Raw genomic sequence first — 12,995 nt, forward strand, 5'->3', positions numbered from 1 at the left:
AGGAGATGCCTAGGTGACATCAACAGATAAAGATTTGAGCCTGACTCCTCTCAAAGGAAATAGTGGTAAGGCCTATATGGGAACTTACCCAAACGGAGATCGCGTCTTTGTGAAGATGAATACAACACCAATCTTGGCAGCTCTTGCCAAGGAACAGATTGCACCACAGCTCTTGTGGGCTAAGCGTCTGGGAAATGGTGACATGATGAGTGCACAGGAGTGGCTTGATGGTCGTATTTTGACCAAACATGACATGAACAGTAAACAGATTATCCAAATTCTTGGTAATTTGCACCGCTCTAAACACTTGGTTAATCAACTCTTGCAGTTGGATTATCATATTGAAAATCCTTTCGATCTTCTACACGAGTGGGAGGAAAATGCCGCTTACCAATTGCGTGAAAATGGCTTCCTTCAAGACGTTGTTAGAGATTTGAAACGTCATCTTCCAGAGTTTCGTGCGGAAATTGCAACAATTGTTCACGGAGATGCTCGTCATAGTAACTTTGTCATCACAACCTCAGGATTGATTTATTTGGTTGATTGGGATTCTGTACGTCTAACAGATCGTATGTATGATGTGGCGCAGATCCTCAGCCATTACATTCCATTGGCACATTGGCCACAGTGGTTGTCATACTATGGCTATAAGAACAACGACCTTGTGATGGACAAGATTTATTGGTATGGGCAGTTTTCATATTTGACACAGATTTCAAAATTCTTTGATAGTCGTGATATGGAACATGCCAACCGAGAAATTTATGAACTTCGTAAATTCAGAGAGACCTTGCACAGATATTAGAAAGTAGACATGCGAGTTAGAAAACGTAAAGGTGCAGAGGAACACCTAGCTAACCATCCTCAGTACGTTATCCTTGAGCCGGAGGCTGCTAAAGGTAAGTGGCATGAGCTTTTTGGTAATGACAATCCTATCCATATCGAGGTAGGATCTGGTAAAGGGGCCTTCATTACTGGTATGGCCCAACAAAACCCTGACATCAACTACATTGGTATTGATATTCAGCTGTCTGTATTGAGCTATGCCTTGGATAAGGTTTTGGCTTCGGGTGCTGAAAATGTCAAACTCTTGCGCGTGGATGGTTCAGCCTTGACCAATTATTTTGAAGATGGCGAAGTGGATATGATGTATCTGAATTTCTCAGATCCATGGCCTAAGAGTCGCCACGAGAAACGTCGTTTGACATACAAGACTTTCCTAGATACTTATAAGCAAATTTTGCCTGAAAATGGAGAGATTCACTTTAAGACAGACAATCGTGGACTTTTTGAATACAGTTTGGCGAGCTTTTCACAGTATGGAATGGTTCTCAACAAAGTTTGGTTGGACCTTCATGCAAGTGATTATGAGGGCAATGTCATGACTGAGTACGAGCGTAAGTTCTCAGAAAAAGGTCAGGTCATCTACCGAGTAGAGGCTCAGTTTAAAGATTAATTATTGAAAACTTGATTAAAAATAACGATTAGCCTATTGATGGCTAATCGTTTGATGTGGAGAGGTCGCATAGAGGCCGAGTGCGCACGCTTGGAAAGCGTGTAGTCCTTAACGGGGCTCGGGGGTTCGAATCCCCTCCTCTCCTTTGAGAAATAGATAAAAATCCCTTCTGCCATAGAAGGGACCTTTTTGTTGTCCTTAATTGAAAAATCTTCCTAGTCCCAAGGGCTTTGAGTGCCTGCGACCCAACCAGTACAGAGGGCGCTAGTGATGTTAAAACCGCCGGTATGGGCATTGATGTCAAGGACCTCTCCTGCAAAGTGTAGGTGAGGGACCTTTTTACTTTCTAGGGTCTTGGGATTAATCTCCTTAAGGTCAACGCCACCTTTAGTCACAAAGGATTTGGCAAGTGACATTTTACCTGTGATTGGGATTTCCATGTCCTTAAGCTGACTGATAATGTTTTCCAAGTCTTTGGGGTGCAGTTGTTTAACCTTGCTATCAGCCTTATCTTCTGCTAGGAATTCAGCAACACGCTCAGGCACAAGCGCTTTGAGGGTGTTTTTGACAGATTTCTCACGGTTTTCCTCAAAGTAAGTCTTGAGATTTTCTAGACTTTGGTTGGGAAGAAAGTCCAGATGAGCGATCTCACCACCCTTAACAAAGCTGGAAAGACGTAGGGCAGCTGGTCCAGACAGTCCAAAATGGGTGAAGAGAAGGTCGTGGGTAATCTTGTGTTTGCCATAGGACAGGGTGACATCGTCAAGAGAAATTCCCTGTAAAGCCTTGTGGGGAAAGTCGGTTAGGAGTGGACTTTCCGCAGCTTCAAGATCAGTGACATGGAGCTTAAAATGGCGGGCAATTTCATGTCCAAAACCAGTTGAACCAGTCGATGGGTAAGATTTTCCTCCAGTTGTGACGATGAGTTTATCACTGGTAAAAGTCTGGTCTGAAGACTTAACTTGGAATTGCTCATCGACTTTTTTGACGGAGACAACTTCTGTATTGGTAAGGATACTAGCACCCAGTTCTTGAATTTTATTTTCCAGAGCTTGGATGATGGTCCGTGATTTATCTGTCTTAGGGAAGACACGTCCGTGATCCTCAACCTTGAGTTTGACACCATTGTCCTCGAAAAAAGCAATGATATCGTGGTTATCAAATTGTGAAAAGACGCTATAGAGGAAACGTCCATTACCAGGAATGCCTGCTAGAAGATCGTCTAAAGTCCCGTTGTTAGTAACATTACAACGTCCACCACCAGTACCAGCCAGCTTCTTTCCGAGACGTTTGTTTTTTTCAATTAGGAGGGTTTGTTGGCCATAGAAGGCTGAGGCGATGGTCGCCATCATGCCAGCAGGCCCCCCACCAATAACGATAGTATCAAAATGTTTCATGCCTTTATTTTAGCATAATTTAAAAAGGGAGAATAGTTGGTAAATGGTCAGTTTTTTTAGACAATTTATGTTAGAATAGGAGTAGAAGTTTAAATTAGAATAGTTATTAACTATGGAGGAAAATATCGTGTCTGAAAATAACATGAAACACCGTTCATCTGTCTACGATAGCATGGTTAAATCACCTAACCGTGCCATGCTTCGTGCGACTGGGATGACGGATGATAGTTTTGAAAAGCCTATTGTTGGGGTTATCTCAACTTGGGCTGAGAACACACCATGTAATATCCACTTGCACGGTTTTGGTCAAATTGCCAAAGAAGGTGTTAAAGACGCGGGTGCTTGGCCAGTTCAATTTGGTACGATTACCGTTGCTGATGGCATTGCCATGGGGACACCAGGGATGCGTTTCTCATTGACATCTCGTGATATCATTGCTGACTCAATCGAAGCAGCTATGGGTGGTCACAACGTCGATGCCTTTGTTGCTATCGGTGGATGTGATAAGAACATGCCTGGTTCTATGATTGCCATTGCTAACATGGATATTCCAGCGATTTTTGCCTATGGTGGTACCATTGCACCAGGTAATCTTAACGGTAAGGATATCGACTTGGTTTCTGTTTTCGAAGGTATCGGTAAATGGAACCACGGTGATATGACCGCTGAAGAGGTTAAAGAACTTGAATGTAATGCCTGCCCTGGCCCTGGTGGTTGTGGTGGTATGTATACTGCCAATACAATGGCGACAGCCATCGAAGTAATGGGAATGAGTCTTCCAGGATCATCATCTCACCCTGCAGAATCAGCTGAGAAAAAAGCAGATATCGAAGAAGCAGGTCGTGCGGTTGTTAAGATGCTTGAACTAGGTCTTAAACCATCAGATATCTTGACACGTGAAGCCTTTGAAGATGCCATCACTGTCACAATGGCACTTGGTGGTTCAACCAATGCGACACTTCACTTGCTCGCTATTGCTCACGCTGCTAATGTTGATTTGACACTTGAAGATTTCAACGATTTCCAAGAGCGTGTACCTCACTTGGCTGACTTGAAACCTTCAGGTCAATATGTCTTCCAAGACCTTTACAACGTCGGTGGTGTGCCAGCCGTTATGAAATACCTTCTTAAGAATGGTTTCCTTCACGGTGATCGTATCACATGTACTGGTAAGACTGTTGCAGAAAACTTGGAGGCCTTCGATGATTTGACACCAGGTCAAAAAGTCATCATGCCGCTTGAAAATCCTAAACGTGCTGATGGTCCATTGATTATCTTGAAAGGTAACTTGGCTCCAGAAGGTGCGGTTGCCAAAGTATCAGGGGTTAAAGTTCGTAACATCACTGGTCCTGCTAAAGTATTTGACTCAGAAGAAGATGCCATCGAAGCAGTTCTTTCTGATGAAATCGTTGATGGCGACGTAGTTGTTGTACGTTTTGTAGGTCCTAAGGGTGGTCCTGGTATGCCAGAAATGTTGTCATTGTCATCAATGATCGTTGGTAAGGGTCAAGGGGACAAGGTTGCCCTCTTGACAGATGGACGTTTCTCAGGTGGTACTTACGGACTCGTTGTTGGTCACATTGCTCCTGAAGCTCAGGTTGGTGGACCTATTGCCTACCTCCGTACAGGTGATATGGTTACAGTTGACCAAGATACTAAAGAAATTACTATGCACGTTTCAGACGAAGAGTTGGCGAAACGTAAAGCTGAAACTGAGTTGCCACCACTTTATAGCCGTGGTGTCCTCGGTAAGTATGCTCACATCGTTTCATCAGCATCTCGTGGTGCCGTTACCGACTTCTGGAACATGGATAAATCAGGTAAAGCCTAATTTGCTAACATAAAAGAAATCACACCGGACATTTGTTCGATGTGATTTTTTTGTGTTAAATCCTAAGACGGTTGATTATAGTATCATGACAAGTGATCGTCTATCTGCTGTTAGCCTGATAAAAAACCGATTGGAGATGTCCAATCGGTTTTCCTTTTATTTTCCGCCTCGAGGTGAGATACCAAGGGCAATGCGTCCATAACGACTGATACGTGTCATCTTCCAGGCTGGTGAATAAGTGGTTTCCACCTTGACGGAGTTAATGCCGTCAATGGATTTTAGCTTTTCAGCGATTTCATAAGGCATAGTCTCTTCACAGCCACACCCAGTATCAGTAAAGGTCATAAGGAAGTAGCAGTGGCCATTTTCATCGACGGTGATTTCATAAATCAAACCAAGGTTGTAAATATCTAGCTCAATCTCAGGGTCGAATACAGTGGTCATTTGTTCAACGATTGGATCTAAGAAGGGCTGGGCCAAATCATTGACCTTAATATCATCACGGAAGTTTTTCATAGGACTCATTCTTTCTATTTTGCTTTTGTTTATTATGGCATAATTTAGGGCTTTTTTCAATCTCGGATGGCAATATGAGGCTTTAGTAAGCGAGTAAAGTAACAATAAAAAAACTCCAACAGTCAAACCGTTGAAGATAATGTGATTTATGCTTCAATATCAAGTCGTTTTGCAACCAAGGTTGCTCGAATACCATCAAAAATTGGAGCAAGAATGAAAATCCCAAACCTTGTGGAATTGTTCCCACCATTCCTAGATACAACAGATCTGATACCGACCAAACCCAATTTGGAAGTACCGATTGTTTAAGTCAAAGACTCTCCTTCTATATACATTTATACCTACACATAGTTTACCAAAAGCTTAGCTTACTATCAAGTAAATTGTTTGAAGAGTGAAAGGAAAAAAGTCCTTCAGATATCCAGAATAACTAGTCAAATTGACAGAAAGGAGTGATTGTGATATTCTCATAGTAAGACATTTCAAGAGAAAATGAGGCTATTATGAGTATTGAAAAGACAGTCAGCGAGATTGCTGAAATCCTTGGCGTTAGTCGTCAAGCAGTCAATAATCGTGTCAAACAACTTCCAGAAGAAGATTTAGAAAAAAATGCTAAAGGGGTTACTGTCGTTAAACGCAGTGGCTTGATTAAGTTGGAGGAAATCTACAAGAAAACCATCTTTGACGATGAGCCAATCGATGAAGAAACAAAGCAACGTGAGTTGTTAGAGATTCTTGTAGACGAGAAAAACTCTGAGATTGCCCGTCTTTATGCTCAGTTGAAGGCTAAGGATGAGCAGTTGTCTAACATGGATGATCAATTGCGTGTCAAAGACGTTCAAATCGCTGAAAAGGACAAGCAAATCGATCAACAGCAACAATTGACCTTGACTGCTATGAAAGACAAGGAAGAGCTTAAACTGGAACTTGATGAGGCTAAGGTTGAGGTTGACGAAGCCAAGGCCCAAGTGGAAGAAATCCAGACCAAACAAGAAGAAGCTTCAAAAAAAGGTTTCTTTGGACGTCTATTTGGAAAATAAAAAAGAAGCTGGGACTCAGTCTCAGCTTTAACTATTATAGGAGATAAAATGGAAAATTTAGAAACTTATATTGCCTTTGATTTGGAGTTCAATACAGTGGATGGGGTTAGCCATATTATTCAGGTATCGGCCGTTAAGATAGACCAGCATGAGGAAGTGGGCCAGTTTGATTCTTTCGTCTATTCGGACGTTCCTTTACAGTCCTTTATCAATGGTTTGACGGGAATTACAGCGGATAAGATTGCCAAGGCACCAAAGCTAGAGTCCGTTCTGGCGGATTTTAAATCATTTGTTGGTGACACTCCACTTATCGGCTACAATGCCCTTAAGTCGGACTTGCCTCTTTTGTCGGAAAATGGTTTGGACTTGGAAGAGCAATATGCTTTAGATGTTTTTGATGAGGCTTTTGACCGTCGTGCTACTGATTTGAACGGTATTGTTAACCTTAAGTTGACTAGTGTGGCAGATTTCTTTGGAATTAAGGGACATGGCCATAACAGCTTGGAGGATGCTCGTATGACCGCACAGATTTATGAGAAGTTTCTCGAATTAGATGAGAATGCCAAACTTTTGGAACAACAGGAAGAAGTCAGTAACAATCCTTTTGCTGCTTTAGGTTTGGGAGGCCTTTTCGACTAAAGCTTTACAAGAGCTGTAAAGAGTGATAGCTAACTTTTTCTGTAAGAAAAGAAAATCCTCTAGGGTTATAGCTTGCATATTACCTTGCGTTATAAGGTAGAATCTAGGTATCAAAGGTGGTGAAAGACCTTCTTTGATAGAAAATCTTAAAAGGAGGTGACTGAGATGTCGCAGTTTTCAACAGGAGAGTTGGCTAAAGCAGCAGAAGTGTCTGTTAGGACTGTCCAGTACTATGATCAACGAGGGATCTTGACGCCATCTGAAGTCACAGAGGGTGGTCGGAGAATCTATCACGAATCAGATTTGGAACGCCTACAAGTCATTTGTTTCTTAAGAGATTTGGATTTCTCAATTAATCAAATCAAGAAACTCTTGCAAGAGGAGAATAGGGAACAGGTTTTAGAGCTTTTATTGACAGATCAAATTGAAAGCTTGGAAAAGTCTTCAGAGGAAATAGAGGTCAAACTAAAACGTGCCCGTCACTTGCAAAAAGCAACTGCTAAACGACATCAACTTTCGCTGGAAGATTTGTCAGACATTTCACGTCTTATGGAAAATCAAAAATCATGGCGTCATTTGCAGTTGAGAATATATGGGAGTGTCATTCTAATCTCCCTTCTTTATCTGATGAGCCTACTGGTTGTTATTTATTATTTTAAGGATCCCAGAGGTTTGTTTGTTGTCTGTCCTGCTTTTATTATAGTAATGAATTTAGTGATGTTTCACTATAGAAAGCAGTTTGAATACCTCTGTCCTAATTGTCATAGGACCTTTGATCCAAGTTTTAAAGAATTTGCTCTTGCCGGACATACCCCAAGGACTCGTAAGCTGACTTGTCCTCATTGTCATGTGAAGACCTACTGTCTAGAGTTGGCTAAGACTAAAACAAAATAGGTTATCGAACATAAAAAATGCTTGAGAATTACTTCTCAGGCGTTTTTAGCTTATTCAACTGAGCTTAGGGCTTCAAGCATATTAAGTTTGGCAAGACGTTTGTTGACGACGAAGCCAAGGATAATAAGGATTATGCCGATAAGAACAGCTGGTAAAAGGTAGGTAGCCAGTCCGATAGATGGATCAAACATGATACGATCTGGCGGAATGATGCTTACCATATATTGGTGGAGTACCTGTCCAAGACCAAACCCTACGAAGATACCGATGATAGAAAGGTAAATGGTTTCACGATAGATGTAGAGGGATACTTCGTTATTGTAGAAACCAAGAACCTTAACGGTTGAAAGTTCGTGGATACGTTCTGAAACGTTGATGTTAGTGAGGTTATGGAGAACAACCACAGCAAGGAGAATGGAAACCGTAATCAAGATACCAATAACCTGTGTCAATGAATTGACCATAGTGCTGATTTGCAGTTTAAGGCTGTTATTTTGAACAACACCATAAACATTTGGTAAGTTGATGAATTTGGCTGCCATATTTTCAACATTTTGCTTTGTTGGTTCAGCGAGAGTAACAAGGTTGGCATTATTCACTGAAGGTGTCCCAAAAGCTTTTTGGTAGTAGCTAGCATTCATAAAGAGGAAATGCCCCATGTACATTTCAGTGATACCAGCTATCTTAATCTTGACAGATTCATCCTGACTGTTTTGCACAGTAATGGTATCTCCAACCTTGAGGTTTAGGAGTTTTGCCATTTTTTCAGAGATAATAGCTCCGTCATTAGATAGCTTGAGAGTCTTATTACGGTCTCGGTCATGCAAGCTAACGTAACTATCAACGAGTTTATCGTCACGGTCGTTAAAGACAAGGGTTGAGATTTCCTGAGTGTCCTTGTTGCTACCGGCAATTTTTTGCAAGGTTTCAAAATGGACATTCAAGTATTCTTTAACATCCTTGCTATCGAGGAGTTTAGTGAGTTCCTCATCCAAAGCACTTGACGTATTTGGTTGCTTGGCAACAATCATATCATAGTGAATGATGTCTTCAAACTGTTGCTGGTTAAGGTTAGATACAGAAGATCGAATTCCTAAACCTGCGAAGAGCAGTGCGATAGAACCTGCGACACCAAAGAGGGTCATAAACATCCGTTGCTTATAGCGGAAAATATTACGCATGGTAACTTTTTCCGTAAAGCTGAGACGTTTCCAAAGAGGTGTGATGCGCTCTAGGACAATCTTAGCTCCTGCACGAGGTGGTTTTGGAAGGAGGAGTTGGGAAGGTTTTTCCCAGAGCTCTTTCTTGGCAACCGCAAAGGCAGGTAGCACAGCAGATAAGAGACCTAAAAGGAAGGCCACAAGAGTAAGTCCTAGGTAGAAGTGCAATTCGAAAGCAGGAAGCTGCAAATCGCTCTTATAAGTATTGTGGATTAGAATCGGAAGTAGTGTATGACCGGTAATAACACCTGCAGTTGTACCAGTAATACTCGTTATCAAACCATAAATGACGAATTTATGGATAATTCGCGAATTACTGTAGCCTAGGGCGTTGAAGATACCAGCCTTACCACGTTCCTCTTCAACAAAGCGTCCCATGGTTACAAAGGTAACCAAAGCAGCCATAAAGTAGAGAGCGACAGGGAAGATGTTACTCACATCGTGAATGATGTTAATATTACTTTCATAAGCAACATATCCCTCAGAACCCGGAATCTCTCGACGAGAGTAGAATTGATAGCTAGGCGCTGGTAAATTATCAACCATTGCTTGACTTTCTTCGAGTTCTTTTTGCTTGGCTTCAATTTTGGTAGTAGCTTCTTTGACGCTAGCGGCTTCGGCTGGGTTGCTTGTAGCCATTTGCTGGGTCTGTGCGAGTGCCGTTTCAAGTTCTTGTTTAGCTTGAGTAATTTGAGCTTGAGACTGTGACTTGATTTCAGCGAGGCGTTTCTCAGGTTCGTCTTTAAAGAGTTCCTTGAGTTCAGTCTTTCGTTCAGAAATCTTATTTGCGTATTTCTCACTAAAAGGACTAACGTTTTCCAAATCCTTGTAGCGGATGCGGGCAATCATGTAATCATTAGAAGTGAAGTCCGTCTCTGGAACAATGGCATAGCCATCCAGTTTCCCCGTACCAGCACTGGCATTACCAAGGCGGTTCCTAGAGAGAAGTTCAGAGGAATTAACAAAACCAGTAATGGTATATGTTTGTTCCTTTAATTGTTTTTGCCCTGAGCTATCTACTGGCTCAGAAAAGTTAATCTTATCTCCGACGCTATATTCTTCTTTATAGGTTGAGGAAAGAGCGATTTCCCCGTCCTTAGTAGGAAGTTTCCCCTCAATAAGGTCGTAAGTAGAGATTTTCTTAGGTTTAGAGAAAATACGAAATGCTGTATTCTTCCCCTTGATGACAGCATCTTTGAAATAACCATACTCGATGTCTACATTCTTTTTCTTAATCGAATTGAGAAGGTCCTGATCGGTTTGGTTGATACTGTAAGTGCTGATTAAGCTCAAGTCAGCTGTTTGATGCGTCTTGAAGAAGTGTTCCCCAGTTTTTTTCATATTAGGAGAAGTTACTTTAAGACCAATCAAGGCAAAGGATCCCAGTGCCATAAGCAAGGCAATAGAGAGCATACGCCCTTTAGAAGCTACAAAGGTTCGCCAAACATCTTTCCAATAAGTTGTTTTTTTCATGACGGTGCTCCTTTCTAGTATTCCAAGTCCTCGATTTTTTGTGGATTAGGATTAAGTTCCACACTCTTAATCTTGGCATCGTGCATTCGAATGACACGATCGGCAATTGGAGCTAGAGAAGCATTATGGGTCACGATGATAACAGTTGTTCCCTGTTTGCGAGCCATTTCTTGAAGGAGAGTCAGGATTTGTTTCCCTGTTTGATAATCCAGAGCCCCTGTTGGTTCATCACAAAGAAGGATCTTTGGATTTTTGGCAACGGCGCGTGCAATGGCAACACGCTGTTGCTCCCCACCAGATAGTTGTGATGGGAAGTTGTCTAAGCGGTCTCCCAAACCGACTTCGACGAGTGTTTGAGTAGCATCTTTAGCGTTTGGAACGATTTCGGATGCTAGTTCGACGTTTTCCCTGGCCGTAAGGTTAGAAACTAAGTTGTAAAATTGGAACACAAAGCCAACGTCCTCACGACGATATGTTGTCAGTTCTTTAGCTGTGTATTCAGAGATATCCTTACCATCAATAATGACGCGGCCTTCGTCATTGGTGTCCATACCACCCAAGATGTTAAGAACGGTTGATTTCCCGGCACCAGAGGCACCGAGAATAACGACAAGCTCCCCTTTTTCAATATCAAAGCTTACGTCGTTGTTTGCGATAATTTCCAGATCACCGGTTTTATAGCGTTTATAGCTATGCTTCATTTGAATATAAGCCATGAATTTCCCTTTCATACGAAAATAATGATGCTGATAATTACCTATCTTTCCGTACTCTATTGTAACGGATTTTCCTTGGAATATCTAGGTTTTGTAGCAAAAAAAGGTTTAAAAGACGATAAGATTTTCTTACATGTGACAGAAATTTGAGTGAAGCGTTTACACATGAGAAAAACCTATTCTAGATGAGCTTTGAGTGAGTTGAAAATTTGGTGGAATAGTTATAAAGTTAGGTTATTTTTAGTCTTTTACTGAGTAGATTTACTGTTTTTCCAAATTTCCATCATTGTCGAAGACTTTAGGTCGGTAAATGTTTCACCATAGGGGTGTCAAAGGGGATCTGCCTTTGCGTCAGAGTTGATGATGAGTAAAGAGTTTTTCATAGTTTCGAGCATGGATCTATCCAGAATACCACCATTTTTTTGAATTTGGAGGATACGTTTTTTATATGGGTTGATTTATTCATGGGGAAATAGCGGCCTTTTCGTAATCATTTTTTGTGTGTTAGTTATTTTTAAAGAAGTTGTAAATGCCTTAAAAATAGATATCTTAATGAGAAATGTTCATCTTTAGAATGAGTTGTTTATTGGGAGGTGTTTTATAAAGTTACTTATAAATCCTTTTGTTGTAGCTTTCTTTGGGCTAATCGGGGGACTTTAGTTTCTAATCTTATTTTAGGATGTTGAAAACTCCACTTCCTGACACAAGAATTCTATTTTATAGTTACATTGAAAGTGTTTGGACAGAATTTTGCTATCCGATAAAATTTTTGGGGAGATGAGTCAGCAAAAGTCGTTTTTGAAGAATTTGTCTAAAAAACAAGTATTATTTCCCTAAGCACTACTTAAAGAAATTACCATTTGCATAGCGTAAAAAGGCTAATCTGATAATAGATTATCATCAATTTTAAGACATGAAGTTGTCATTTATTTAAAATGCTTAAAAATTAAAGAAATGCTTGAAATCAAGGGTTTTGCATGCTAAGATTGTTATCTGGGTGAAGGGTTGGTCAAACAGCTCAACCAACCTTTTACCTCCTACAGCAGCAAATTGGACTCGGTTGTTAGCCAGTTAGAGCTAACCAAACAAATAGTGAGGGATTTATGATTAAGAATAAAGATAATGGTTTTATCGGCAAAGCAATAATCTGCTTGATTGCTACTTTGGGGGCTCTAGCTCTATTCATGGGTACCAGTGGAGCTTCAGCTGATGTCAAAGAAGCTCCAAAACTTGATTTAGATGCTAATCAAACTAAGGTTCAAACCGTTAGTGATGAGGAATTGAAGACTTATGATGGGCAAGCTCAAGATACGAAGAAACAAGATACACCTGGACAAAAACAGCCAGAAACTGAAGGATCTAAGACTTCAGATGAAGAAACTCCAGACTACATCGTTATCACTGAAGTAGTGGATTCGTCGGAGCATAAGCAGGACTCTAATCAAGTGGTTGATGGCGTCGCTCAAACGCTCGACCCAAACTTGTTGAATGAGATTTTAGCTCAAACTAGCGAAGTTGGGGAATACCAGATTTATGTCAAGAATGATGATGAGTTATTAATCTCAGGACCTGTACCTTCCCAAACAGCGAATGAAGATGTGAATTACCCTACTTTAGAAAGTTCATTGGATTCAGCGAGTATTTACTTAGGTCAAAAGAATCGTTATAAATTGGCAAACGAAGAAGACGCACAGTCAGGTCTTGCTTTGGTTGAAGAATAAAATTTTTATATGACTAACACAAAAAGACTTGGATTTCTTGTCCAAGTCTTTTGTATGTTATGACTGAGTTGCTAGATGAGTATATAGAAAAA

General features: G+C 40.9%; 11 protein-coding genes and 1 tRNA gene. 8 read left to right on the forward strand and 4 right to left on the reverse strand.

All coding sequences use genetic code 11. The features are described from left to right. Positions 1-13 precede the first annotated feature (13 nt). From ccrZ to HMPREF2979_RS05075, 3 genes are all read left to right on the forward strand, one after another. Positions 14-805, forward strand: a complete 792-nt coding sequence (gene ccrZ, locus HMPREF2979_RS05065; protein ID WP_002884270.1) for a cell cycle regulator CcrZ — start codon at positions 14-16, stop codon at positions 803-805. A 9-nt stretch (positions 806-814) separates the two neighbouring features. Then, positions 815-1,456, forward strand: coding sequence for a tRNA (guanosine(46)-N7)-methyltransferase TrmB (gene trmB / locus HMPREF2979_RS05070; RefSeq protein ID WP_003096317.1), 642 nt, complete (start codon positions 815-817; stop codon positions 1,454-1,456). Positions 1,457-1,514: 58 nt separating this feature from the next. Beyond that, positions 1,515-1,601: transfer RNA gene (locus tag HMPREF2979_RS05075), tRNA-Ser, on the forward strand. Between the two features lie 70 nt (positions 1,602-1,671). Here HMPREF2979_RS05075 and HMPREF2979_RS05080 read toward each other — a convergent pair. Next, positions 1,672-2,853 (reverse strand): aminoacetone oxidase, encoded by a 1,182-nt coding sequence (locus HMPREF2979_RS05080; RefSeq protein WP_070655454.1) that lies wholly within the window; start codon positions 2,851-2,853, stop codon positions 1,672-1,674. 112 nt (positions 2,854-2,965) lie between these two features. Here HMPREF2979_RS05080 and ilvD point away from each other — a divergent pair, with 112 nt between their 5' ends. Next, positions 2,966-4,684, forward strand: coding sequence for a dihydroxy-acid dehydratase (gene ilvD / locus HMPREF2979_RS05085; RefSeq protein WP_014632703.1), 1,719 nt, complete (start codon positions 2,966-2,968; stop codon positions 4,682-4,684). Positions 4,685-4,840: 156 nt separating this feature from the next. Here ilvD and HMPREF2979_RS05090 read toward each other — a convergent pair whose 3' ends face one another. Continuing rightward, entirely contained in the window at positions 4,841-5,200 is a 360-nt protein-coding gene (locus HMPREF2979_RS05090; protein ID WP_070655456.1) for a metal-sulfur cluster assembly factor, read from the reverse strand. Positions 5,201-5,703: 503 nt separating this feature from the next. On the opposite strand from HMPREF2979_RS05090, the gene HMPREF2979_RS05095 reads away from it, so the two are divergent. The 3 genes from HMPREF2979_RS05095 to HMPREF2979_RS05105 all read left to right on the forward strand — a co-directional run bounded on the left by HMPREF2979_RS05095 (position 5,704) and on the right by HMPREF2979_RS05105 (position 7,773). Further along, positions 5,704-6,240 (forward strand): DUF536 domain-containing protein, encoded by a 537-nt coding sequence (locus HMPREF2979_RS05095; RefSeq protein WP_002884601.1) that lies wholly within the window; start codon positions 5,704-5,706, stop codon positions 6,238-6,240. A gap of 48 nt (positions 6,241-6,288) precedes the next feature. Then, on the forward strand, positions 6,289-6,879 hold the full coding sequence (locus HMPREF2979_RS05100; protein WP_070655458.1) for a 3'-5' exonuclease: 591 nt from the start codon (positions 6,289-6,291) through the stop codon (positions 6,877-6,879). Between the two features lie 165 nt (positions 6,880-7,044). Then, positions 7,045-7,773, forward strand: a complete 729-nt coding sequence (locus HMPREF2979_RS05105; protein ID WP_070655460.1) for a MerR family transcriptional regulator — start codon at positions 7,045-7,047, stop codon at positions 7,771-7,773. Positions 7,774-7,823: 50 nt separating this feature from the next. Here the strand turns inward: HMPREF2979_RS05105 and HMPREF2979_RS05110 are convergent, their stop codons facing one another. Continuing rightward, entirely contained in the window at positions 7,824-10,466 is a 2,643-nt protein-coding gene (locus HMPREF2979_RS05110; protein ID WP_070655462.1) for an FtsX-like permease family protein, read from the reverse strand. 14 nt (positions 10,467-10,480) lie between these two features. After that, the gene (locus HMPREF2979_RS05115) at positions 10,481-11,182 is read right to left on the reverse strand and encodes an ABC transporter ATP-binding protein (protein WP_002884692.1); all 702 of its coding nucleotides are present in this window, start codon (positions 11,180-11,182) and stop codon (positions 10,481-10,483) included. A gap of 1,103 nt (positions 11,183-12,285) precedes the next feature. Here HMPREF2979_RS05115 and HMPREF2979_RS05120 point away from each other — a divergent pair. Further along, positions 12,286-12,903, forward strand: a complete 618-nt coding sequence (locus tag HMPREF2979_RS05120) for a hypothetical protein (protein ID WP_070655464.1) — start codon at positions 12,286-12,288, stop codon at positions 12,901-12,903. Positions 12,904-12,995: the final 92 nt, after the last annotated feature.

This window comes from Streptococcus sp. HMSC078H12, from assembly GCF_001814615.1.
Lineage (GTDB): Bacteria > Bacillota > Bacilli > Lactobacillales > Streptococcaceae > Streptococcus > Streptococcus salivarius_F.